The sequence below is a fragment of the Variovorax sp. MPBD4-3 genome (assembly GCF_058809745.1).
Genome location: NZ_JBXASW010000012.1, coordinates 92220 through 115568 on the forward strand (window position 1 = coordinate 92220; position 23349 = coordinate 115568).

A 23349-nucleotide genomic window follows, 5' to 3' on the forward strand; every position below is an offset into this window, starting at 1 on the left:
CCGTCGCATACGATCACGCCCGATTCAACTTGTTGCAGATTTGAAAAGGAAAGACAGGCCATGCGCTCATTCGCCCGCCCCACCAGCCGCATCGCACTGCTTGCCCTCGCGGCGGCGGCGCTGTCGACCACCCTGGCCGGATGCGGGAGCGGCATCAGCCTGGACGAACCGATCGAGGGGCCGACCTGGCGCCTGGTGCAGCTGGGCGACGAGACCATCGCGCCCAACAGCGGCGCGCAGGTTCAGTTCGACCGCAGCAGCGGACGGGTCAGCGGATCGGGCGGCTGCAACCGTCTTTCGGGTTCGTTCACGCGCGCTGGCATCTCGCTGAAGATCGGCCAGCTGGCCTCGACCCGCATGGCCTGCCTCGACCCGGCGCGCGGCGCCAACGAGGCGCAGTTCATTTCGGCGCTGCAGAACACCGCGAGCTACAGCCTCGCGGGGCCGGGCCGGCTGGCGCTGCTGGACGCCGGCGGCCGGACCGTGGCGACCTTCAGCTCGGCCGGAGCGCGCTGATCAGCCGCTGATCAGCCGGTGAGGCGCTCGAGCGCCTCGCGGTACTTGGCGGCGGTCTTCTCGATGACCTCGGCCGGCAGGCGCGGCGCCGGCGGCGTCTTGTCCCAGGGCTTGCCGTTGATCTTGGTGGCTTCGAGCCAGTCGCGCACGAACTGCTTGTCGTAGCTCGGCGGGTTGGCGCCGGCGGCCAGCGCGGCCTGGTAGCCCTCCACCGGCCAGTAGCGCGAGCTGTCGGGCGTGAGCACCTCGTCCATCAGCACCAGCGTGCCGGCTTCGTCGAGGCCGAACTCGAACTTGGTGTCGGCAATGATCATCCCCTTGGCCAGGGCGATCTGCGCCGCGGTTTCGTAGATGGCGATGCTGGTCTCGCGGATCTGCTGGGCCAGCTTGGGGCCGACGATCTCGACCACGCGCTCGTAGCTGATGTTCTCGTCGTGCTCGCCGGCCGCGGCCTTGGCCGCGGGCGTGAAGATGGGACGCGGCAGCTTGCTGGCGTTGGTCAGGCCCTCGGGCAGCGGCACGCCGCAGACCGACTGGCTTTCCTGGTATTCCTTCCAGCCGCTGCCGGCCAGGTAGCCGCGCACCACGGCCTCGACCGGGATCGGCTTCAGGCGCTTGACCAGCATCGAGCGGCCGGTGACCTGCGGCACCTCGGCCTCGGTGACCACGCTCTCGGGCGCATCGCCGGTCAGGTGGTTGGGGCACAGCTGGCCGAGCCGCTCGAACCACCACAGCGCCATCTGGGTCAGGATCTCGCCCTTGCCGGGAATCGGCTCGCCCATGATCACGTCGAAGGCGCTCAGCCGGTCGCTCGCGACCATCAGGATGCGGTCTTCACCGACGGCGTAGTTGTCGCGCACCTTGCCGCGCGCAAGCAGGGGCAGGCTCTGGATGGAGGAGGTGTGGACGGTGGTCATGGGCAATTGCGGTGGGGAAACGACGGAAACTGAAAGACGGTGAAAGCGGATTGTGCGCGCAGAAAAAAGCCACCGCGAACGGTGGCCTTCGAATCGCGGGAAGGTTTTTAAACGACTTCCTGAGCGAGTTCGCCCTTGGCGTACTTGGCGGCAACCACTTGCAGCGTGTCGCCCTTGATCTTGGCGCCCTGGCCTTCGCAGCCGAACTCGATGTAGCGCTGCTTGCAGATCAGCTTGGCGGCTTCACGCGCGGGCTTGAGCCATTCGCGGGCGTCGAACTTCTCGGGGTTCTCGAACAGGAACTTGCGCACCGCGCCGGTCATGGCCAGGCGGATGTCGGTGTCGATGTTGATCTTGCGCACGCCGTGCTTGATGGCTTCCTGGATTTCCTTGACGGGCACGCCGTAGGTTTCCTTCATGTTGCCGCCGTACTGGCGAATGATGGCCAGCAGCTCCTGCGGCACGCTCGACGAGCCGTGCATCACCAGGTGGGTGTTGGGAATGCGGCGGTGGATTTCCTTGATGCGGTCGATGGCCAGGATGTCGCCGGTGGGCTCGCGCGTGAACTTGTAGGCGCCGTGGCTGGTGCCGATGGCGATGGCCAGCGCGTCGATCTGGGTGCGCTTGACGAAGTCGGCGGCCTGCTCGGGGTCGGTGAGCAGCTGTTCGCGCGTCATGGTGTCGTCGGTGCCGTGGCCGTCTTCCTTGTCGCCCTTCATGGTCTCGAGCGAGCCGAGGCAGCCCAGCTCGCCTTCGACCGTCACGCCCAGGCGGTGGGCCATGTCCGACACCTTCTTGGTGACGTCGACGTTGTAGTCGTAGCTGGCGATGGTCTTGCCGTCGGCCTCGAGCGAGCCGTCCATCATGACCGAGCTGAAGCCCAGGTCGATGGCGCCCTTGCAGACGTCGGGGTTCTGGCCGTGGTCCTGGTGCATGACCAGCGGGATGTTCGGGTACTGCTCGATGGCGGCCTGGATCAGATGCTTGATGAAGGCTTCGCCGGCGTATTTGCGCGCGCCTGCGCTGGCTTGCAGGATGACGGGGGCGCCGGTTTCCTTGGCGGCCTCCATCACGGCCTGGACCTGTTCGAGGTTGTTGACGTTGAAGGCCGGAATGCCGTAGCCATTGGCTGCGGCATGGTCGAGCAGTTCGCGCATCGAGACGAGTGCCATGGGGAAATACCTCGCGGGAAATTGGAAAGAGAGAAGGCTGGAAGACGAGAAAAACTACTCCAATTCTACCGAGCGGCCTTGTCGGACGGCACTGACGCCAACCCGAGGAACTCCATGACCGGCGGCAGCACCGGCCCGCCCAGCCACTGGATCGGCTTGGCGAAAGCGCCGATCAGCGTCACGTGGCTCAGGTTGTCGTACAGCCTGACCTGCACCGGAACGCCCGCCGCGCGCAGCGCCTGGGCCATCCGCCCGGTGTTGCGGTCGGGATAGACCAGGTTGTCCTTGGAGGCCGCCAGGAGCAGCGCGCGGGGCGATGCGGACGTGACGTGCGCCAGCGGCTGCGAGTCGGGCGGGGTGTCCGGCCAGTTGAAGGCGGCCTGCGCCTGCGGGTCGCCGATGGGCAGGAAGTCGTAGGGCCCGGCCAGGCCGATCCAGCCCGCGAGCTGCCTGGGGCTGGCGCCCACCTCGGCCAGCCAGCGCTCGTCCAGCGCCACCATCGCGGCGTTGTAGCCGCCCGAGCTGTGGCCCATCACGTAGACCTGCTTCGGGTCGGCGCCCAGCTGCGCAGCGTTGTCGAGCGCCCATTTCACGGCCAGCGCGCTGTCGCGCACGAAGACCGGATAGGTGAAGGTGGGCGACAGGCCGTAGTCGGGAACCACCACCACCGCGCCGCGCGCGGCCAGTGCCTCGCCGACGAACTTGTAGCTCGCGCGGTCGCCGTTGGTCCAGGTGCCGCCGAAGAAGAACACCACCAGCGGGCGGGAGCCCCGCGCCGGTTGCGTGGACGGCAGCGGCTGGTACACGTCGAGCAGCTGGCGCGGCGCCTGGCCGTAGGCGATGCCGCCCTGGAACTGGTAGGTGTCGCCGGGCACCAGCCCGTTGAGCACCTTGACCGGCGAACAGGCCGAGAGCACGGCGGCGGCGGTGACTGTGAAGGCGGTGAGGAAAGCGCTGCGGCGCCGGCGGAGGGACTCGAAGGTGGCGAAGGTGGGAAAGCTCATCGCACCAGTACGCACGAAGGCGGGCAGCGGTTTCGTCAGATCGGAAGCTGCGTGGTTGACAGCACCTGCTTGAGAACGACGAAGGTGCGGATCTGGCGCACCCCGGGCAGGTAGAGCAGCTGCTCGGCGTGCAGGCGGTTGAAGCTGTCGTTGTCGCGGGTGCGCACGAGCATGAAGTAGTCGAACTCGCCGGTCACCACGTGGCATTCGAGGCAGCCCAGGACCTTCTGCGCGGCCTTCTCGAAGTCGGCGAAGGAGTCGGGCGTGGAGCGGTCGAGCACCACGCCGATCATCACCAGCATGCCGAGGTCGAGCGCATCGGCATCGAGCAGCGCCACCACGCCCTTGATGAGCCCCGCCGCCTTGAGCCGCTCGACCCGGCGCAGGCAGGCGGCGGCGCTGAGGTTGACCTTGGCCGCGAGCGCCACGTTCGACAGCGAGGCGTCGCGCTGCATGGCGCGCAGGATGGCGCGGTCGATGCGGTCCAGCTCGGGCGGCGTACGCAACTTTGTTGTGTTCATCGGCAGCCTTGCAGATTGAAAATCCTGAAGATGGCGATCCTGCCTTTTTTTCTTACGGGAAACCACCAAACTTCGCAAGCACGTTGCGAAGCCTTCTTCCTACGATCGATGGCTTCAACGCACCGGAGCCAGCCTCATGAACCTGAAGAAATTTCCCCGCCACGCCCTGACCTTCGGCCCGACGCCGATCCACCCGCTGAAGCGGCTGAGCGCCCATCTGGGCGGCAAGGTCGACCTGTACGCCAAGCGCGAGGACTGCAACAGCGGCCTGGCCTTCGGCGGCAACAAGACGCGCAAGCTCGAATACCTCATTCCCGAGGCGCTGGAAGGCGGCTACGACACGCTGGTGTCGATCGGCGGCATCCAGTCGAACCAGACGCGGCAGGTGGCCGCGGTGGCCGCGCACCTGGGCCTGAAGTGCGTGCTGGTGCAGGAGAACTGGGTCAACTACTCCGACGCGGTGTACGACCGCGTGGGCAACATCGAGATGTCGCGCATCATGGGCGCCGACGTTCGGCTCGATGCCTCCGGCTTCGACATCGGCATCCGCAAGAGCTGGGAAGACGCGATGGAGAGCGTGCGCAAGGCCGGCGGCAAGCCGTTCCCGATTCCGGCGGGCTGCTCGGAGCATCCGCGCGGCGGGCTCGGCTTCGTGGGCTTTGCCGAGGAAGTGCGCCAGCAGGAGGCCGAGCTGGGCTTCAAGTTCGACTACATCGTGGTCTGTTCGGTCACCGGCAGCACGCAGGCCGGCATGGTGGTGGGCTTCGCGGCCGACGGCCGGGCCGACCGGGTGATCGGCATCGACGCCTCGGCCAAGCCGCAGCAGACCTTCGAGCAGATCGTGCGCATCGCGAAGAACACAGCCGAGCTGGTCGAGCTGGGCCGCGACATCACCGAAAAAGACGTGGTGCTCGACCGCCGCTTCGGCGGCCCCGAATACGGCCTGCCGAACGAAGGCACGCTGGAGGCCATTCGCCTGAGCGCGCGCTTCGAGGGCATGCTGACCGACCCCGTGTACGAGGGCAAGTCGATGCACGGGATGATCGAGAAGGTGCGGCTGGGCGAATTCCCGGCGGGCTCGAAGGTGCTGTATGCGCACCTGGGCGGGGTGCCCGCGCTGAACGCCTACAGCTTCCTGTTCCGCAACGGCTGAGCAAGCTCAGCCGGGCGGGTTCAGCTCGCCCTGCAGATCTTGAGCATGTTGGTGCCGCCGGGGGCACCCATCGGCTCGCCGCAGGTGATGGCGTAGACGTCGCCGGTCTGCACGATGCCGCGCTTCTTCAGGTGGTTCTCGGCCTGCAGCAGCGCGGTGTCGCGGTCGCTTTCCGAGTCCATCAGCAGCGGGCGCACGTTGCGGTACAGCGCCAGCTTGCGCTGCGTGGCCAGCCGCGAGGTCAACGCGTACATGGGAATGTGCGCGCGGTGGCGGCTCATCCACAGCATGGTGGCGCCCGACTCGGTCAGCGCCACGATGGCCTTGGCGCCCAGGTGGTGCGCCGTGAACAGCGCGCCCATGGCGATCGACTGGTCGATGCGGCTGTAGGTCTTGCCGCTGAAGTCGGCGTCGAGCGTCTTGTCTTCGGCCGCTTCCGCGGCTTCGCAGATGCGGCTCATCTCCTGCACGGTCTCGAGCGGGTAGCGGCCCGAGGCGGTCTCGGCGGAGAGCATCACGGCGTCGGTGCCGTCGAGCACGGCGTTGGCCACGTCGCTCACCTCGGCGCGCGTGGGCACGGGGTTGGTGATCATCGACTCCATCATCTGGGTCGCGGTGATGACCACCTTGTCCATGTCGCGCGCCATGCGGATCATCTTCTTCTGCAGCGCGGGCACAGCCGCGTTGCCCACTTCCACGGCGAGGTCGCCGCGCGCGACCATGATGCCGTCGCTGGCGCGCAGGATCTCTTCCAGCTTGGGAATGGCTTCGGCCCGCTCGATCTTGGCGATCATGCCGGGCTTGTGGCCGTACTCGGCCGCGGCCACGTTGCACAGCTGGCGCGCCATTTCCATGTCGGTGGCGTTCTTGGGGAAGCTCACGGCCACGTAGTCGGCCTGGAAGCTCATCGCGGTCTTGATGTCTTCCATGTCCTTGGCCGTCAGCGCGGGCGCCGTGAGGCCGCCGCCCTGCTTGTTGATGCCCTTGTTGTTCGACAGCTCGCCGCCGAGCTTGACGGTGGTGTGCACCGCCTCGCCCTTGACGGCGTCGACCGTGAGCACGATGAGGCCGTCGTTCAGCAGCAGCTTGTCGCCGGGCTTCACGTCGCGCGGCAGGTCCTTGTAGTCGAGGCCCACGGCATCGACGTCGCCGGGCTCGGTGCGCGAGGCGTCGAGCACGAACTTGGCGCCCGGCTCCAGCCAGACCTTGCCCTGCGCGAACTTGCCCACGCGGATCTTGGGGCCCTGCAGGTCGGCCATGATGGCCACTTCGCGGCCCGTCTTGCGGGCGGCTTCGCGCACCATGGCCGCGCGGTCGATGTGGTCCTGCGCCGTGCCGTGGCTGAAGTTCAGCCGCACCACGCTGACCTTGGCCAGGATCATCTTTTCCAGCAGTTCCGGCGTGTTGGACGCCGGACCGAGCGTGGCAACGATCTTGGTGGCGTGGCGGGGAATGCGGTCCGTGCTCATGAGGGTAGTCTCCGTTTTGTATTCGCTACTGTATACACTTTGTGTGTCTGACGGAAGTCACCCCACGGGCTTTCCCGCCGCCGGCATCAGCCGGCCGCGCGCCTGGACAGGATCTCGAAGGCCGGCAGGGTCTTGCCCTCCAGCACTTCCAGGAAGGCACCGCCGCCGGTCGAGATGTAGCCGACCTGCTTCTCGATGCCGTACTTGGCGATGGCCGCCAGCGTGTCGCCGCCGCCGGCGATCGAGAACGCGCTGCTTTCCGCAATCGCCTGCGCGATGGCCTTGGTGCCGCCCGCGAAGGCGTCGAACTCGAACACGCCCACCGGGCCGTTCCAGACGATGGTGCCGGCTTCGCGCAGCTGCGCGGCCAGGATCGCGGCGGTCTTGGGGCCGATGTCCAGGATCAGGTCGTCGTCGGCCACGTCGCTCGCGTCCTTGACGGTGGCGGCCGCGTCCGCCGCGAAGGTCTTGGCCGTGACCACGTCCACCGGAATCGGCACGTCGGCGCCGCGCGCGCGCATGGCGTCGATCACCGCCTTGGCCTGGTCGACAAGGTCGGGCTCGGCCAGCGACTTGCCGATCTTCAGGCCGGCGGCCAGCATGAAGGTGTTGGCGATGCCGCCGCCCACGATCAGCTGGTCGACGTTGGCCGACAGGCTCTTGAGGATGGTGAGCTTGGTGCTGACCTTCGAGCCCGCCACGATGGCCACCAGCGGCCGCTTGGGCTGCGCCAGCGCCTTGGTGATGGCGTCGATCTCGGCGGCCAGCAGCGGGCCGGCGGCGGCGATCTTCGCGAACTGCGCGATGCCGTAGGTGGTGGCCTCGGCGCGGTGGGCGGTGCCGAAGGCGTCGTTCACGTAGATGTCGGTGAGCGCGGCCAGCTTGCGGGCCAGCGCCTCGTCGTTCTTCTTCTCGCCCTTGTTGACGCGGCAGTTCTCGAGCAGCACGACCTGGCCGGGCTTGACGTCGACGCCGTCGACCCAGTTGGCGACCAGCGGCACTTCACGGCCGAGCAGCTCGCCCAGGCGCTTGGCGACGGGGGCCAGGGAGTCTTCGGGCTTGAATTCGCCTTCGGTCGGGCGGCCCAGGTGCGAGGTGACCATCACGGCCGCGCCGGCGTCGAGCGCCAGCTGGATGCAGGGCACCGAGGCGCGCACGCGCGTGTCTTCGGTGATGTTGCCGGCGTCGTCCTGCGGCACGTTGAGGTCGGCACGGATGAAGACGCGCTGGCCGGCGGCTTTGCCCTGTGCGCAGAGGTCGGTGAATCGAATGACGTTCATGGGTCTGGAAGAGGTGGAAGACGGGTCGGCCTGCATTGTAGGTTTTGCACTTTGCCCGCCCTGAGCGCCTGTTGCCGCGGGCCGATGCTTTTCAGGCCTTTTGCTGCGCGTTGGCGAACTGCTCCAGGATCTCGACGAAGCCCGCGGCAGCCGGCGAAAGGCTGCGCCGAGCCGCGCTGTAGACGCAAACCTCGCGGTGGAAGTCGGGCGACTCGAGCCGCACCATGCGCAGCCCGTGGGCGCGCACCAGCGGCGCGGAATAGGTCGGGCACACCGTGAGCCCCAGCCCCGAGGCCACCATGCCGAGCGCGGTGGTCATGTACGAAACCTCCTGCGTGCCGGGGCGCAGCATGTAGTCGCGCTCGGCCGGCGCCAGCTCGGGCAGCACGCGCTGGCGGAAGTCGCGCGTGGGCGCGATGAAGGTGTAGGGGCCCAGTTCGTGCCAGCGCACCTTGCGGCGGTTGGCGAAGGCGTGTTCCGGCGGGCAGATCAGCCAGTGCCGGTCGCGGAACAGCGTGCGGCGCTCGATGGCGCTGTCCACCGCCACGTCCTGGCCCACGGCCAGCTCCACGTCGCCGGCGCTCACGCCCGCCAGCAGGTGCTCCGGCAGGGTGTCGGCCAGCCGCACGTCCACGTCGGGATAGGCCTCGCGGTAGACCGCGATGACGCGCGGCATCAGCGTGCAGGCCATGAGCTGCGGCGCCGCAAGCCGCAACAAGCCTTTCTTCTTGTCACGCAGGTCGGTGACGCCGGCCACCGCGCCCGCCAGGTCGCCGAGCAGCCGGTGCACCGACGGCAGGAACTCGCGCCCCGCCTCCGACAGCTGCACGCTGCGGGTGTTGCGGTCGAGCAGCTGCACGCCCATTTCGCGTTCGAGCTCGCGCACCAGCACGCTGAGCGCCGACTGCGTGAGGTGCAGCTGCCGCGCCGCGGCGGTGAAGCTGCCGCTCTCGGCCACGGCGGCGAAGGCGCGCAACTGGCGCAGGGTGAGGTTCATATATATATGGTTATTTCATCAATCGATGAATTAATTTCGATTGCATCATAAGACCCGGCGTCGCCCAATACCGGCTCAACGGAGACACCAGAGCCATGCCAACCCCACCACCGCCCGTGCGCGGGCTGCACCACTTCGCCTGGCGCTGCCGCGACAGCGAGGAAACCCGCCGCTTCTACGAAGACCTGCTGGGCCTGCCGCTGGCCCACGTCATCAAGAGCGACCACGTGCCGAGCACGGGCGAGTACTGCCCCTACGTGCACATCTTTTTCCAGATGCGCGACGGCTCGTACATCGCCTTCTTCGACCTGGGCGACGACGTTGCAGCGCTGCCCTCGCCCAACACGCCCGCATGGGTGAACCACATCGCGCTGCGCGTCGATTCGGTGGACGACCTGCTGGCCGCCAAGGCGCGGCTCGAGGGCGCGGGCGTCGAGGTGCTGGGCGTGACCGACCACCACATCATCGAGTCGATCTACTTCTTCGACCCCAACGGCATCCGCGTGGAGCTGACCACGCCGACCGTGCCTCAGTCCGAGATGGACGCGCATGCGCTGCGCGCCCGTGCCGACCTGGACGCCTGGACCGCGCGCAAGGCCGAGCTGCGCGCTGCGAGGAGTGCGTCGAATGCCTGAGCTGCAACTTGCCGTCATCGACGTGAAGCCCGGCGCCTCGATGGAGAGCCAGTCGGGCCTGCAGCTGCTGCGCCCGCGCATCTATGGCGCCTGCCAGGCACCGCAGGGGCCGAAGAAGGTCGCGGCCATCGTGATGCACCCGACCAGCAACTTCATGGGCCACTACCTGATCGGCCCGCTGGCCGAGCGCGGCATCTGCTGCATGGGGCTGAACTCGCGCTTCGTGGGCAACGACACGGTGCTGCTTATGGAACGCGCCATTCAAGACCTGGGCGCCGGCGTGCAGTACCTGCGCGCGGCGGGCTACGAGAAGGTGTTCCTCGTCGGCAACTCCGGCGGCGCCGCGCTGTCGGCCTTCTACCAGGCGCAGGCCGAGAAGCTCACCGCCACGCACCTCCCGGACGGCGACCCGACGCACCTGCACCCGGGCGACCTGCCCCCGGTGGACGGCATCGCGCTGTGCGCCGCGCACCTGGGCCGCACCCGGCTGATGCGCGACTGGATCGACCCCTCCGTCACCGACGAGCACGACCCGCTCTCGGTGGACCCCGAGCTCGACATGTACGACCCGCGCCACCGCGTGCCCTACGACAGCGACTTCCTCGCCCGCTTCAGCGCCGCGCAGAAGGCGCGGCTGGACCGCATCGAGCAGTGGTGCCTCGACCGCCTCGCGCTGCTGCGCAACACGCCCGGCGCGCCGCGCGACCAGACCTTCATCGTCTACCGCACGCATGCCGATCCGCGCTGCGTCGACCTCTCGCTCGACCCCAACGACCGTCTTCCGGGCAGCGTGTGGGGCGACGCGCGGCAGGTGAACTACTCGGCCAACGCGATGGGCCGCACCACCTCGCTGACGGCCTTCCTGTCGCAGTGGTCGTCGCGCTCGCAGGCCGATGGCCCCACCAACCTCGCGCGCACCACGGTGCCGAAGCTGCTGCTGACCTACACCGGCGACCAGTCGACCTTTCCGAGCACGCGCGACGCATGGATGGCGGCGGGCGGATCGCGCATCCGCAACGTCGACATCGTGGGCGGCAACCACTACCTGGCGGGCCAGCCGCACCTGATTCCGCAGGCGGCCGACGCCATCGCCGAGTTCGCCCACGCGCTGTAGAAGAGACATGGAAAACTTTGCATTCGCACCGGCCTACGAGCTGCCGGTCTGGCCCTTCACGCCCCCGCCCGAGCTGAACAGCGCGAAGGTCGTGCGCCACCCCATCGTGATCGTCGGCGCCGGCCCCTCGGGCCTCACGCTGGCCTGCGACCTCGCGCAGCGCGGCGTGCATGCCGTGCTGCTCGACGAGGACGACACCGTCGGCGTGCGCGGCGCCTCGTCGCGCGGCATCTGCTACGCGCAGAAGAGCCTGGAGATCTTCGAGCGCCTGGGCGTCTACGAGCGCATCGCGGCCAAGGGCATCACCTGGTCGTTCGGGCGCACCTTCTCGGGCGAACAGGAGGTCTACAACTTCAACCTGCAGGCGAACAGCGTCTCCAGGCAGCCGCCGTTCATCAACCTGCAGCAGTTCTACGTCGAGTGGATCCTGGTCGAGCGCATCCTCGAACTCGGCCGCACCGACGTGCGCTGGAAGAGCCGCGTGACGCGCGTCGAGCAACTGGCCGACGGCGTGCGCCTGGACATCGAGACGCCCGCGGGCAGCTACACCATCGAGGCCGACCGGCTGATCGACGCGACCGGCGCCAACAGCCCGATACGCGCGCAGCTCGGCATCGAGGCGCACGCCTCGCGCAGCACCGACCGCTGGTGCATCAGCGACGTGCGCTTCAGGAAGCCGCTGCCCACCGAGCGCTGGACCTGGGTCGACGCGCCCTTCAACGAAGGCCGCGGCGTGTGGCAGCACCTGATGGCCGACGGCGTGTGGCGCATCGACTACCAGATGCCCGAAGACTGCGACACGGCCCACATCAGCAAGCCCGAGGTGGCCGGCGCGCGGCTGCGCGAGCAGCTGGGGCCGGACGTGGAGTTCGAGTTCGTGTGGATCGGGCCGTACGGCTACCGCGACCATCTGCTCGACAGCTTCCGGCACGGCCGCGTGTTCTTCATCGGCGACGCGGCGCACGTGGTGAGCCCGTTCGGCGCGCGCGGCGGCAACAGCGGCATCCAGGACGCTTCCAACCTCGGCTGGAAGCTCGCGCTGGTCGCGCAAGGCAAGGCCGGCGATGCGCTGCTCGACAGCTACGACGCCGAAAGGCAGCCCGCCGCCGCGCAGAACCTGCAGGTGACCAGCCGCTCGGCGCGCTTCCTGGCGCCGCGCTCGCCGGCCGAGCACACGCTGCGCCGCGCCGTGGTAGCGCTGGCGGCGCGCCATCCGTTCGCCCGGGCGCTGGTGAACACCGGGCGCATGTCGGTCGCCAACGACTACCCGCCCGCGCCCGCGCTGCCCGAAGGCGGCCGCACGGTGCAGAACCTGCCGCTGCGCTGGACCGACGGCCGCGGGACGACGCTGATGCAGCTGCTGGCCGAGGGCACGCAGTGCATCGGCATGTGGTTCGCGCCGACGCGCGAACAGGCACGGGCCGCGCTCGACGCCACCGCCGCATTGCCGCTGCGCCTGCTGGCAGTGGGCGGCGACAGCGGCCTGCCCACGCTGCAGGCCGACGAACAACTGGCGCGCCATCTCGGCATCGGCCATGCGGGCGGCTTCGTCCTCGTGCGGCCCGACGCCTACCGCGCCGCCGTGCTGACGCAAACCACGCCCGAAGTCATCGCCGCCGCGTTGCGCACCGCCCTCGCCCACGACACCGCCCCATGAACACAGCGCCCCGCATCCCCGACCCCGACGGCTTCTACGCCGCCCTGCTTGCCGCACACGAAGGCCTGAGCGAGGCGCACAGCGCCGACCTCAATGCCCGCCTCGTGCTGCTGCTGGCCAACCAGTGCGCCGACCAGGACGTGCTGCTGGCCTGCATCCGCGCGGCCGCCGAAGACAACCCCACGACCAACCACACCCCATGACCGCCAACGTCTCTTTCGCTTCTGCCTCGGACACACGCGAGCAGAAGCCGCAGCTGCGCGAGCTCGCGCCCGGTGCCTACGGCTACATCAGCGACTTCGATCCCAACTGCGGCTTCGTCGTCGGCGACGACCACGTGGTGCTGATCGACACGCGCCCCACGCCGCGCATGGCGCGCGACTTCCTCGCCGCCATCCGCACGGTGACCGACAAGCCGATCAGGACCATCGTGCTCACCCACTACCACGCGGTGCGCGTGATGGGCGCGAGCGCCTTCGACGAGGTGGAGCAGATCATCGCGAGCAACGGCACGCTCGACTGGATACGCACCCGCGGCCAGGCCGACTTCGATTCGGAGGTGGGCCGCTTCCCGCGCCTGTTCGCGGGCGTGGAAGAGATTCCGGGCCTGACCTTCCCGACGATGAGCTTCCAGGGCGAAATGAGCCTGTGGCTCGGCCCGCGCCCGGGCACCGGCCGCGAACTGCGGCTGATGGCGCTGGGCCGCGGCCATTCGAGCGGCGACACCGTCGCCTGGCTGCCCGACTGCGGCGTGCTGTTCTCCGGCGACGTGGTCGAGAACCACTGCGGCGTGTACGCAGGCGACGCCTACATCGGCGACTGGGCCCGCACGCTCGACGCGGTGCATGCGCTGAACCCGCGCGTGCTGGTGCCTGGCCGCGGCGCGGTGCTGCAGGACGAAGCCGCATGCGCCGAGGCGATCGGGCTGACCAAGGCATTCCTGTCGACGCTGCTCGACAGCGTGAAGGCCGGCATCGCGGCGGGCGACACGCTCAAGGGCTGCTTCGCGCGCGCAGAGGCGGCCATGACGCCGCGCTTCGGCGGCTGGCCCGTGTTCCAGCATGTGCTGCCCTTCGACGTGTCGCGCGCCTATGACGAGCTGCGCGGCATCGAACACCCCGTGGTGTGGACCGCCGAGCGCGACCGCGAGCTCTGGCAGGTGCTGCGCGGCGACTGAACCGAACCGATTTCTAGACAGGCAAACGGAGACAAAAGACGATGATGAAACGCTTCCTTCCCCTGCTGGAAGCGACCCTCGCGCTGGCTGTTTCCTTCGCGTCGGCGCAGCCGGCGGCCTACCCGAACCAGCCGGTCAAGTGGATCGTGCCGTACTCGGCCGGCGGCGGCACCGACAACCTGGCGCGTTCGCTGGCCGAGGCCATGCAGCCTTCGCTGGGGCAGCCGCTGATCATCGACAACCGGCCCGGCGCGTCGACCAACATCGGCGTGTCCGTGATGATGCAGGCCAGGCCCGACGGCTACACGATCATGCAGGCCGAGAACGCGGCGCTGCTCTTCAACGAGCACATGTTCACCAGGCTGCCGTACAAGCCCGCGAGCGACTTCACCTACATCGGCACCATCGGCCGCTTTCCGGTGGCGCTGGTGGTGCACCCCGACTTCCCCGCGAAGAACGTGGCCGAGTTCGTGCGCTACGTGAAGGCCAACCCCGAGAAGGTGAGCTATGCCTCGCCGGGCAACGGCTCGCCGCATCACATGGCGATGGAGCTGTTCAAGCAGAAGGCCGGGCTGAGCATCGTGCACGTGCCGTACAAGGGCGCCGCGCCCGCCATGTCCGACGTGATGGGCGGACAGGTGCCGGTGATGATGCTCGACCTGGCCTCGGGCCTGTCGATCATCAAGTCGGGCAAGGTGCGGGTGCTGGCCATCGCGCTGCCGCAGCGCGCCAATGCGCTGCCCGAGGTGCCGACCTTCGTCGAGGCCGGCTTTCCCGATGTCAACGCCTACGCCTTCCACGGCCTGATCGGTCCGGCCGGCATGCAGCCGGAAGCGGTGGCGCGGCTCAACGCCGAACTGCACAAGGCCATGAAGGCGCCGAAGGTGGTGAAGCTGTTCGCGGACTTCGGCTTCGAGGCGCTGCCGGGCTCGCCGCAGGACTTCTACAAGCTCTCGCGCGCCGAGAGCGAGCGCTGGGGCAACATCATCAGAACAGCCGGCGTGAAGCTCGACTGAAGACGCGAACTACCAGCCGAGGCCCAGGTGCAGCGGCAGGTACACCGCCATGCCCGCGAGCATGGTGCCGAGCACGCCGCGCCGCCAGTAGTAGTAAGCCGCGCCGACGACCGCCGCATAGAGGCGGGCGTCGTGCAGCGTGCCGATCAGGTGGCCCTGCGTCATGACGATCTCGGGCGCGATCACCGCCGCGAGCGCGGCGGCCGGCGCGTAGTGCAGCGCACGGTGCGCCCACTCGGGCAGGCCCCAGGGGCGGTCCAGGATGAAGAAGAAGCAGCGCGTGAGCACGGTGACGAGCGCCAGCCCGACGATCACGCCCATGGTCCACAGGTCGGTGGTTCCACTCACTTGTCGTCCTCCGCCGCCGGGTCGAGCCCGAACTGCTTCTCCAGCCAGAAGCACAGCAGCACCGCGACGCCGATGGCGACCACGATGTTGAGCTTCAGCGGCAGCGCATAGGCGGCCACCGCGGTCACGCCGGCAATCAGCGCGGCCAGCACGCGCAGCCGCGTCGTCGCCATCGAGCAGACGATGGCCACCAGGCTCAGCACGCCCGCGAAGCCCAGGCCCCAGTTCTGCGGAATGAAGTTGGCGAGCGCCACGCCCAGCATGCTCATGCCCATCCAGGCGCACCAGGTCACGAAGTAGTTGCCGGTGAGGTAGGCCTCCTGCGAATGCTCCTCGGCAATGGTGAGCGGCGGCTTGGGGTACTTCCTGGTGAAGAGCGCATAGCTCATGTCGGCCGTGAGGTAGCCGTGCAGCATGCGGCGCCAGCGCGGCATGTGCATGAGGTAGGGGCGCAGGTGCAGGCTGAACACGACGAAGCGCAGGTTCACGCAGAAGCCCGTGGCCAGGATCACCCAGGCCGGCGCGCCCGCGGCCAGCAGCGGAATGGCCGCCAGCTGCGAGCTGCCCGCGTAGACCAGCAGGGTCATCGCAATCGCCTCGATCACGCTCATGTCCGACTTGACCATGGCCACGCCGGTCATGAGGCCCCAGGCGCCGATGCCCAGCGCCACGGAAGACATGTCGCGCACGCCCGTCCGGAATTCGGGCCGCGAGCGGATGGCGGTCGACAGGAACATCAGCCGAACACCTGCCCGGGCTTCAGGTCGAAGCCGCGCAGGAAATCGGCCACGGGCAGGCGCTTGCCGCCCGCGCGCTGGAGTTCGGTGATGGTGACGGTCGAGCCGGAAGCCGCCACGGCAACGCCGGCGTCTGTGACGGCCAGGATCGTGCCCGGCGCAGCCGACGCATCGGTGGCCGCAGTCGCGTGGGCGGCCCACAGCTTGATGGCCTCGCCGTCGAGCGGGCTGTTGGCGCCGGGGAACGGGTCGAAGGCGCGGATGCGGCGCACGATGGCGTCGGCGGCCTGGGCCCAGTCGATCAGCGCTTCGTGCTTCTCGACCTTGTGGGCGTAGGTGATGCCTTCGGCGGGCTGGGGCGTGCGGGTGAGGCCGCCGATGTTCGCCAACGCCTCGACGATCATGCGGCCGCCCAGCCCGGCCAGCCGGTCGTGCAGGCGCGCCGTGTTGTCGTCGCCGATGTCGACCGACTCGCGCAGCAGCATGTCGCCGGTATCGAGCCCCGCGTCCATCTGCATGATGGTGATGCCGGTCTGCGCGTCACCGGCCTCGATGGCGCGGTGGATCGGCGCGGCGCCGCGCCAGCGCGGCAGCAGGCTCGCGTGGATGTTGAGGCAGCCGTGCACCGGCAGGTCGAGCACCCACTGCGGCAGGATCAGGCCGTAGGCGGCGACCACCATCACGTCGGGCCTGGCGGCCAGCAGGGTGTCGCGCGCGGCCGAGGCTTCGTCGGGGTACTTGCCGTCCAGGCGCAGGCTGCGCGGCTGGGCCACGGGCCAGCCGTTGGCCACTGCGCACTGCTTGACGGGTGAGGCCTGCAGCTTCATGCCGCGGCCGGCGGGGCGGTCCGGCTGGCTCATCACCAGCACGATGTCATGGCCGGCGGCGGCGATGGCCTCCAGGGCGACGCGAGCGAACTCGGGCGTGCCCGCGAAAACGACGCGCAGGCGGCTCAATCGCGGATCCGATCGAGCTCGAGATCGTCCCCCGTGTGATAGCGCCGGACCACGCCGGTCGGATCGATGTAGATGTACAGCATGCGGCGCTCGTTCACGGCCTTGTAGCGCCAGGTCCAGACGGCACCGTCGAAGGAACTGACGCGGGAGATTTCATAGGGGCGGCCGTAGAAGGCCATGACGTCGTCCTGGCGCCACTGGTTGACCTTGATGTCCTGGCCGAAGCGCGCTTCGCTGAGCACCTGGGTCACCGAGACGACCTTGCCGGACGCGTCAACGTCGATGTCGGTCACCTCGAAGCCGGCGGGCATGCGCGAATACTGCAGCCGCTCGCCGCCGCCGTTGAGCGGATAGCGGCCCGTGGGCGTGCCCAGCAGCTGCAGCGTTTCGGCGGCGGAGGTGCCGGGCCGGATGCGCGCGGGCTCGCTCACGCAGCCCGCCAGCCCCAGGCCGGCGGCCGCGAAGACCGCCAGCGTGGCGAAGGTGCGAAAGCCGCGCTGCATCGTCATGTCAGGCCCGTTCCCGCAGTTCTTCGCGCTGCTGCTTGAGCAGCTTGCTCTTGATGCGGTTGCGCTTCAGGGGGGAGAGGTATTCGACGAACACCTTGCCCAGCAGGTGGTCGAGTTCGTGCTGGATGCACACGGCCAGCAGGCCGTCGGCCTCGATGGTGCGGCTTTCGCCGTTCTCGTCGAGCGCCTGCACCTTGACCGAGGTCGAGCGCATCACGCCGTCGTAGATGCCGGGCACCGAGAGGCAGCCTTCCTCGTTCAGCACCTTCTCGTCGCTGGCCCAGGTGATCTCGGGGTTGATGAGCACGATGGGCTCGTTTCGCTCTTCCGACACGTCGATGACGACGAGCCGCTCATGCACGTCGACCTGCGTGGCTGCCAGGCCGATGCCGTTGGCGTCGTACATTGTTTCCAGCATGTCGGCCACCAGCGCCTTGACGCGCGCGTCGACGCCCTGCACCGGCTTGGCCACCGTGTGCAGGCGCTTGTCCGGGTAACTCAGAATGATTCGTTTGGCCATGAAATCGGGGGGAAGTTGTGGCTATTTTCGCCAATTCCGCGACGCGACGGGCCCCACGCGCCCGAAAACGTTGCCCTGCCAGGGGCTTCAGCGCAGAATTCGTAGCAAATTGTGAGATTCGTATGTGCGGCGATACCTCGCGCGCTCACCCATCCAGACATGAAAAAGCTCAGATCAGCTGAACGCCAGCGCCCCTCATTTCTTGCCACGCTGACCGCCCTGGCGGTGCTCGGCAGTTGCGGCGCCACGACGGCCTGGGCCCAGAACTACCCGGTGACGCCGCAGCAGCGCGCCACGGCCCAGCAGACCGCGCAAACCGGCGTGCCGCTGAGCGAACTCTCCCCCAACGCCCCCGACGAATACACCGTCAAGCCCGGCGACACGCTCTGGGCCATCTCCCGCCTCTACCTGCTGCGCCCCTGGCGCTGGCCCGAGCTGTGGGGCATGAACCTCGACGAGATCGCGAACCCGCACCGCATCTACCCCGGCCAGGTGCTCTACCTGGACAAGACCGGCGGCCGCGCCCGCCTCACGACCACCCGCCGCGGCGGCTTCAGCGGCGACGGCGGCACCATCAAGCTGTCACCGCGCACCCGCTTCGATTCGCTGGCCGGCATGGCGCTGCCCACGCTCAACCCGAGCATCATCGAGCCGTTCCTGAGCGAGCCCATCGTGGTCGACGCCGGCACGCTGGAGAGCGCGCCGCGCATCGTGGCCGGCAACGACAACCGTGTTCTGCTGTCACGCGGCGACCGCGCCTATGCGCGCGGCAACGCCAATTCGCCGCTGGTCGAGGCCCCGGGCCCGGTTCAGCATTTCCGCGTGTTCCGCAACGCCACCCCGCTGAAAGACCCGGGCACGGGCGAAATCCTCGGCTACGAGGCGCAGTACCTGGGCAAGGCGCAGCTGCAGCGCGGCGAGTCGACCACCGTCGAGACGGTCGAGGACAAGGACGTCATCACGGTGGTGCCCGCGACCGTCGACATCATCGCGTCGCGCGAGGAAATCCGCGCCGGCGACCGCCTGCTGCCCGAGCCGCCGCGCCAGCTGCTGAGCTACGTGCCGCGCGCGCCCTCGACGCAGGTCGACGGCCGCATCATCTCGGTCTACGGCAACGCGGTGCAGTTCGCCGCGCAGAACCAGGTGGTGGCCATCAACAAGGGCACGCGCGACGGCATCGACAGCGGCCACGTGCTGGCCATCCTGAAGAACGGTGAGACCATCGTCGACCGTACCGGCGCCCGCAAGGAAACCATCAAGCTGCCCAACGAACGCATCGGCCTGCTGATGGTGTTTCGCACTTTCGAGAAAGTGTCCTACGCGCTGGTCCTGGAAATCAACGACACTCCGCGCGCTGGCGACTTCCTCGTCAATCCCTGACCCACGGCTACGGCTCTTTCGCACATTCGTTTGGAACGCGCAGAACTCGCAGGCTGGCTGCGACTTTCACTGACCCCCGGCATCGGTGACGGCACCGTGCGCCGGCTCCTCGCGGCGTTCGGCTTGCCCGAGCGCGTGTTCGCGCAGCCGGAAGAAGCGCTGCGCGAAGTGGTGTCGCTCGCGCAGGCCGAGGCACTGCGGCAGCCGCCCGCCAATCTCCAGGCCCAGGTCGACCAGACCTGGCAATGGCTGCACAACACCGACAACGGCAGCTCGCGCCGGCTCGTCACGCTCGGCGATGCAGGCTACCCGGCCTCGCTGCTCGAAATGGCCGATCCGCCGCCCATGCTCTATGTGCTCGGCGCCGCCGACTACGACCTCACGCAGCTCGGCCACAGCATCGCTGTCGTGGGCAGCCGCAACCCGACACCGCAAGGCGCCAGCAATGCGCGCAGCTTTGCGCGCGCGCTGGGCGAGGCGGGCCTGCCGGTAGTCTCGGGGCTGGCGCTGGGGGTGGACGGCGCCGCGCACCAGGGCGCGCTGGACGCCGCCGGCGAGACGCCCTGCCTGGCCACGGTCGCCGTGGTCGGCACCGGGCTCGACCGCGTCTACCCGGCGCGGCATCGCGACCTGGCGCACCGCATCACCCAGCAAGGCCTGATCGTCAGCGAGTTGCCGCTGGGCACGCCGCCGCTCACGCAGAACTTTCCGAAGCGCAACCGGCTCATCGCCGGGCTGGCGCGCGGCACGCTGGTGGTCGAGGCGGCGCTGCAGTCGGGCTCGCTGATCACCGCGCGGCTCACCTCGGAGCAGGGCAAGGAAGTGTTCGCGATACCGGGCTCGATCCACTCGCCCCAGTCGCGCGGCTGCCATGCGCTGATCCGGCAGGGCGCCAAGCTCGTGGAATCGGTCAACGACATCCTCGAAGAGCTGCCGCCGCTGCAGCACACACCGTCCGCATCGCCGCCCAAGAACGGCAACGGCAACGGCAGCAGCGACGCAGCCGAAGCGCAGCAGGCGCCGTCGTCGGCCGAGGCCCCGCTGCTGGAGGCCCTGGGCTTCGACCCGGTCAGCCTCGACGCACTGAGCGCACGCACCGGCTGGAGCGCCGCCGCGCTGCAGGCGAAGCTGCTTTCGCTCGAACTGGACGGCCATGTCTCGCGCCTGCCCGGCGGGCTCTTCCAGCGATCTGCCAGCAGCTGATCGAGGCCCGCGCGACCGCCTGCGCATGCAGGAAGGAAAAGTGATGCGAAGTGCGCAAAGCCCGGGGGCGATCGGCCACTTCCTGGGCTATATTGGTGCGCATGTTCGAAGTACTTGTTTTTGTCTACGAGAACTACTGGCGCGGCGATGCATGCCCCGAACCCGAACAACTGGGCCGCAAGCTCAGCGCACACGGCTTCGAGGCAGAAGAAATCCGCGAAGCCCTTCACTGGCTCGATGGCCTGAGCCTTGCAACGCAAGGCATGCAGATCGAGCACCACGCCGACGACGCGGCCTCGGCTACCGTCACATTGCGCGGCGCACCCGAAGCGGCCCTGCCCCAATCCCCCGATGCCATGCGCATCTACTCCCAGGCGGAGCAGGAGCACCTCGGCGCCGAATGCCTGGGCTTCATCCGCTTCCTCGAATCATCGGACGTGCTGCCCTGCGGGCTGCGCGAAATCGTGATCGAGCGCGCGATGGCCGCACCGGGCGATCCGGTCGCGATCGACGAGCTGAAGATCATCGTGCTGATGGTCCACTGGAGCACCGGCATCGAGCCCGATGCGCTGGTGCTCGACGAACTCTGCGAAAGCCGCGAAGGCCGCACCGCACACTGAGCTCGCCTCCCGGCTAGTTCAGCAGGCGCTCGGGGTTGGCGTCGAGCTTGGCCAGCGCTTCTCGCGTGGCGCGCACGGTGAGCGTTTCTTCCTCGGCCGGCACCAGCAGGCCAGCCTGCAGGTACATGGCCAGGCGACCGGCCTGGATCAGGAAGCTGCGGCCGTCCGCGGAGGCGAACAGGTGCAGCTGCTTGCGGTCGCTGCGCCACACGAACTGCACCTGGCTCACCCGGTCGTTGTGGTCGAGCATGAACCAGTTGCCCACCTGCAACTCATGCGCCCAGGCGAGCATGTCGTCGGCCACCTTGGCGCCGGCGGCATCGGGAACGACCTCGATCGAGGCGGCGTCCACGCCGAGCAGCAGCTCGATGCTGTGGGCGTCGAGCGGCAGGTCGGAGGCGCCGCCGACGTCGGTCACGAAGTCTTCCAGGTGCGTCAGCCGCTCGGCCATGGCTTCGATCTTGGCCTGCGGAATCGCCTCGGTCTTCGACAGGAAGGCGTCGGACAGCGTGGCGCCGATGATCTTGATGTGCGCTTCCTGCGGCTCGTCGACGATGCCCAGCAGCGCCATGCCCTGGCGCAGGCGCTGCAGCAGCTGCGGCAGGTCTTGTATGACGCGGGCGCGGTCGGTGCGGTTGGGCTTGGCGCTCGCGGCCCACACCAGGTCGGAGGCCACGCGCTTGAGCATCACCGTCTGCTCGCCCTGCGCGCCGTAGCGCAGCGCGGCAATGGCCAGCACCTCGGCCCAGACCTTGAAGAGGAACTCCCGGATCTCGTCGCGCACCGGCATGTCGTTCAGCATCTTGCGCAACTCGATGGTGTACTGGATCGCCATCGTTTCCTTCTGCTCGACCTGCTGCGCCACGCTCATCACGCGCTGCGTGGTGTCGCTCTGGGTCAGGTAGCGGTTGAGGAAGGCGACGAACTCGTCGAACACCAGCTTGAACACGCGCTGGCCGGTTTCGGGATATTGCTCGATGACCTGCACCACGCGGCGGATCTCGCCTTCGAGCGCGCTGCCGGTGATGGCCGCCGCGTCGAAGCCCATCACGCACGAGCCCATGCGGTCGATCAGCATGCGCGCGGGGTGCTGCAGGGTGCCGAAGAACTCGGGCTCGGCGATGGCCACGCGCAGCACCGGCATCTGCAGGCGCGCGAACCACACGCGCGCCGAAAAAGGAATGCGTTCCTCGGCCAGGATGGCCTGGAACATCAGCGCCACGATCTCGACCGTGGCCTTGTCGGCGGTGGTCGGCGCGCGTTTCTTGAGCTCGGTGGTCCGCTTGCGCAGGTCGACGGCGGTCTGCTGCATCAGCGTGGCCTGCTCGCCCGGGCCGTCCATGAACTGGGTGGCCGCCATGCGATAGGCGACTTCGGCGTCGGCGATGGCGCCGGCGAAGGTGCGCGAGAACACGCGCGGAGCCGCCGGCCCCCCGCCGCCGCCGGCATCGGTGGCGCGTCCATCGGGATTCGCGGCCTGGTAATGCTGTCCCGCGCCTGCGCCCGTGTCGCCGCCGATGCGCGCGGTCACGAACCGCTTGAGGCTCAGCAGGGCGGTCTGCGCGCGTTGCCGGGCGATCATCAACGGCGATCCGCCGGTGGTTGCTGGAGGCGCCACGGCCGAGGGCACCGAACCCTGCTGCGAGCCGGCGAACCCGAAGCCGGGGCGCTGGGCGCTGTGGGGGCCGCCGGACATGCTGCTGTCGCGGGCCATCGAGCCGCTCGACGTGGTCGGGCCGCCGGAGCCGCCGCCTGCGCCCGCTGCGCCGCCGCTGCTGCTGCCCGTGCGCCGCACGAAGCTCTTGAGATCGATCTCCTGCATCACCCCGTTGGCGACCAGGAACACGTTGGCGTCTTTGTAGGCCTTGACGACCACGTCGACCAGCGCCTGCTGCACGGTGTCCTGCACCCGGGTCCACATGCCGCGGCTCAGGCCCGCGCCGAGCCATTGCTCGACCAGCAGCTTGGCCAGCGTCTCGGGCTTGAGCACGTCGTGGGCGTCGAGTTCGGAGGTGCCTTCGAGGTGCTGGATGCGCAGGCGCAGGTCGCTCAGCTCGAAGCTGGCCTTGTCGTGGATCACCTGCGCCAGGCGCGAAGAGAGGATGTTGCTCTCGACCTCCTCGTCGCCGATGAGCTCGAGGCGCAAACCCGAAGACGCCGCGGCCGTGCCGCCGCCCGAGCCCGCCAGCGCCTTGCGCCAGCCGGTCTGCGCGAGCGAGACCCAGCGGGTGCCCTGCCCCTGGAACGCCACGAAATCGTCGCGGTGCTCCTGCATGGCGCGGGCGTTGCCGGCTTCCGAGGCCAGCGCGGTCAGCCGGTCCCGGATTGCGCGGGCCAGCGGCACGATCGCGCCTTCCGTGGCCGCCACGAAACGCTCACGCGTCTCGCGAGCGAGCTGCAGGGAAGAAGCGGACCGCGCAATGCTCATTGAAAAGTCGGAAAGGCCAG

24 protein-coding genes are annotated in these 23349 nt (G+C 68.7%); 11 read left to right on the top strand and 13 right to left on the bottom strand.

Translation table 11 applies throughout. The annotated features are described in order from the left end of the window. Positions 1–60 precede the first annotated feature (60 nt). Complete coding sequence (locus tag AC1RVW_RS10150; protein ID WP_409194481.1) at positions 61–516, top strand: META domain-containing protein; 456 nt, start codon at positions 61–63, stop codon at positions 514–516. Positions 517–527: 11 nt separating this feature from the next. Here the strand turns inward: AC1RVW_RS10150 and AC1RVW_RS10155 are convergent, their stop codons facing one another. The 4 genes from AC1RVW_RS10155 to AC1RVW_RS10170 all read right to left on the bottom strand — a co-directional run bounded on the left by AC1RVW_RS10155 (position 528) and on the right by AC1RVW_RS10170 (position 4130). Then, positions 528–1433, bottom strand: a complete 906-nt coding sequence (locus AC1RVW_RS10155) for a phosphoribosylaminoimidazolesuccinocarboxamide synthase (RefSeq protein ID WP_081268805.1) — start codon at positions 1431–1433, stop codon at positions 528–530. A gap of 107 nt (positions 1434–1540) precedes the next feature. Further along, positions 1541–2605 (bottom strand): class II fructose-bisphosphate aldolase, encoded by a 1065-nt coding sequence (fba, locus tag AC1RVW_RS10160; RefSeq protein WP_081268804.1) that lies wholly within the window; start codon positions 2603–2605, stop codon positions 1541–1543. A 65-nt stretch (positions 2606–2670) separates the two neighbouring features. After that, the gene (locus AC1RVW_RS10165) at positions 2671–3609 is read right to left on the bottom strand and encodes an alpha/beta hydrolase (protein ID WP_081268803.1); all 939 of its coding nucleotides are present in this window, start codon (positions 3607–3609) and stop codon (positions 2671–2673) included. A 35-nt stretch (positions 3610–3644) separates the two neighbouring features. Continuing rightward, positions 3645–4130 (bottom strand): Lrp/AsnC family transcriptional regulator, encoded by a 486-nt coding sequence (locus AC1RVW_RS10170; protein ID WP_081268802.1) that lies wholly within the window; start codon positions 4128–4130, stop codon positions 3645–3647. 136 nt (positions 4131–4266) lie between these two features. On the opposite strand from AC1RVW_RS10170, the gene AC1RVW_RS10175 reads away from it, so the two are divergent. Continuing rightward, entirely contained in the window at positions 4267–5283 is a 1017-nt protein-coding gene (locus tag AC1RVW_RS10175; protein ID WP_106936453.1) for a 1-aminocyclopropane-1-carboxylate deaminase, read from the top strand. 20 nt (positions 5284–5303) lie between these two features. Here AC1RVW_RS10175 and pyk read toward each other — a convergent pair whose 3' ends face one another. The 3 genes from pyk to AC1RVW_RS10190 form a co-directional block, all read right to left on the bottom strand. After that, positions 5304–6752, bottom strand: a complete 1449-nt coding sequence (pyk, locus tag AC1RVW_RS10180) for a pyruvate kinase (protein WP_081268800.1) — start codon at positions 6750–6752, stop codon at positions 5304–5306. A gap of 86 nt (positions 6753–6838) precedes the next feature. After that, a complete protein-coding gene (locus AC1RVW_RS10185) occupies positions 6839–8032 on the bottom strand; it encodes a phosphoglycerate kinase (RefSeq protein ID WP_493199640.1) in 1194 nt (397 codons plus the stop codon). 91 nt (positions 8033–8123) lie between these two features. Continuing rightward, entirely contained in the window at positions 8124–9029 is a 906-nt protein-coding gene (locus AC1RVW_RS10190; RefSeq protein WP_493199642.1) for a LysR family transcriptional regulator, read from the bottom strand. 95 nt (positions 9030–9124) lie between these two features. Between AC1RVW_RS10190 and AC1RVW_RS10195 the strand changes: the two genes are divergently transcribed. The 6 genes from AC1RVW_RS10195 to AC1RVW_RS10220 are packed head-to-tail and all read left to right on the top strand — an operon-like array spanning position 9125 to position 14628. After that, positions 9125–9664, top strand: coding sequence for a VOC family protein (locus AC1RVW_RS10195; RefSeq protein WP_106936448.1), 540 nt, complete (start codon positions 9125–9127; stop codon positions 9662–9664). After that, positions 9657–10778 carry an alpha/beta hydrolase family protein gene (locus AC1RVW_RS10200; RefSeq protein ID WP_081268796.1) on the top strand — a complete coding sequence of 374 codons (1122 nt, stop codon included), beginning with the start codon at positions 9657–9659 and terminating at the stop codon, positions 10776–10778. The genes AC1RVW_RS10195 and AC1RVW_RS10200 overlap by 8 nt, the downstream gene beginning before the upstream one ends. Positions 10779–10785: 7 nt before the next feature. Next, positions 10786–12435, top strand: coding sequence for an FAD-dependent monooxygenase (locus tag AC1RVW_RS10205; protein ID WP_493199644.1), 1650 nt, complete (start codon positions 10786–10788; stop codon positions 12433–12435). After that, positions 12432–12638, top strand: a complete 207-nt coding sequence (locus AC1RVW_RS10210) for a DUF2783 domain-containing protein (RefSeq protein WP_285413972.1) — start codon at positions 12432–12434, stop codon at positions 12636–12638. The genes AC1RVW_RS10205 and AC1RVW_RS10210 overlap by 4 nt, the downstream gene beginning before the upstream one ends. Next, positions 12635–13612, top strand: coding sequence for an MBL fold metallo-hydrolase (locus AC1RVW_RS10215; protein WP_285413971.1), 978 nt, complete (start codon positions 12635–12637; stop codon positions 13610–13612). Before AC1RVW_RS10210 ends, AC1RVW_RS10215 begins: the two co-directional genes overlap by 4 nt. A gap of 44 nt (positions 13613–13656) precedes the next feature. Further along, positions 13657–14628, top strand: a complete 972-nt coding sequence (locus AC1RVW_RS10220) for a Bug family tripartite tricarboxylate transporter substrate binding protein (protein ID WP_493199685.1) — start codon at positions 13657–13659, stop codon at positions 14626–14628. A 9-nt stretch (positions 14629–14637) separates the two neighbouring features. Here the strand turns inward: AC1RVW_RS10220 and AC1RVW_RS10225 are convergent, their stop codons facing one another. The 5 genes from AC1RVW_RS10225 to def are packed head-to-tail and all read right to left on the bottom strand — an operon-like array spanning position 14638 to position 17698. Continuing rightward, positions 14638–14949, bottom strand: a complete 312-nt coding sequence (locus AC1RVW_RS10225; protein WP_285414058.1) for an AzlD domain-containing protein — start codon at positions 14947–14949, stop codon at positions 14638–14640. 23 nt (positions 14950–14972) lie between these two features. After that, positions 14973–15713, bottom strand: a complete 741-nt coding sequence (locus AC1RVW_RS10230) for an AzlC family ABC transporter permease (RefSeq protein WP_081268791.1) — start codon at positions 15711–15713, stop codon at positions 14973–14975. Next, positions 15713–16669 (bottom strand): methionyl-tRNA formyltransferase, encoded by a 957-nt coding sequence (fmt, locus tag AC1RVW_RS10235; RefSeq protein ID WP_493199648.1) that lies wholly within the window; start codon positions 16667–16669, stop codon positions 15713–15715. Before fmt ends, AC1RVW_RS10230 begins: the two co-directional genes overlap by 1 nt. Further along, positions 16666–17178 carry a hypothetical protein gene (locus tag AC1RVW_RS10240; protein WP_285413969.1) on the bottom strand — a complete coding sequence of 171 codons (513 nt, stop codon included), beginning with the start codon at positions 17176–17178 and terminating at the stop codon, positions 16666–16668. Before AC1RVW_RS10240 ends, fmt begins: the two co-directional genes overlap by 4 nt. Position 17179: 1 nt before the next feature. Further along, the gene (gene def / locus AC1RVW_RS10245; RefSeq protein ID WP_409194494.1) at positions 17180–17698 is read right to left on the bottom strand and encodes a peptide deformylase; all 519 of its coding nucleotides are present in this window, start codon (positions 17696–17698) and stop codon (positions 17180–17182) included. A 159-nt stretch (positions 17699–17857) separates the two neighbouring features. On the opposite strand from def, the gene AC1RVW_RS10250 reads away from it, so the two are divergent. The 3 genes from AC1RVW_RS10250 (at position 17858) to AC1RVW_RS10260 (ending at position 20901) form a co-directional block, all read left to right on the top strand. Next, a complete protein-coding gene (locus tag AC1RVW_RS10250) occupies positions 17858–19078 on the top strand; it encodes a LysM peptidoglycan-binding domain-containing protein (RefSeq protein WP_081268788.1) in 1221 nt (406 codons plus the stop codon). A 30-nt stretch (positions 19079–19108) separates the two neighbouring features. Next, positions 19109–20281, top strand: a complete 1173-nt coding sequence (gene dprA / locus AC1RVW_RS10255; protein WP_493199651.1) for a DNA-processing protein DprA — start codon at positions 19109–19111, stop codon at positions 20279–20281. A 101-nt stretch (positions 20282–20382) separates the two neighbouring features. Continuing rightward, positions 20383–20901, top strand: coding sequence for a Smg family protein (locus tag AC1RVW_RS10260; RefSeq protein WP_081268824.1), 519 nt, complete (start codon positions 20383–20385; stop codon positions 20899–20901). A 13-nt stretch (positions 20902–20914) separates the two neighbouring features. On the opposite strand, the gene AC1RVW_RS10265 is transcribed toward AC1RVW_RS10260, so the two are convergent. Beyond that, positions 20915–23329, bottom strand: a complete 2415-nt coding sequence (locus AC1RVW_RS10265; protein ID WP_493199653.1) for a DUF1631 family protein — start codon at positions 23327–23329, stop codon at positions 20915–20917. Positions 23330–23349: the final 20 nt, after the last annotated feature.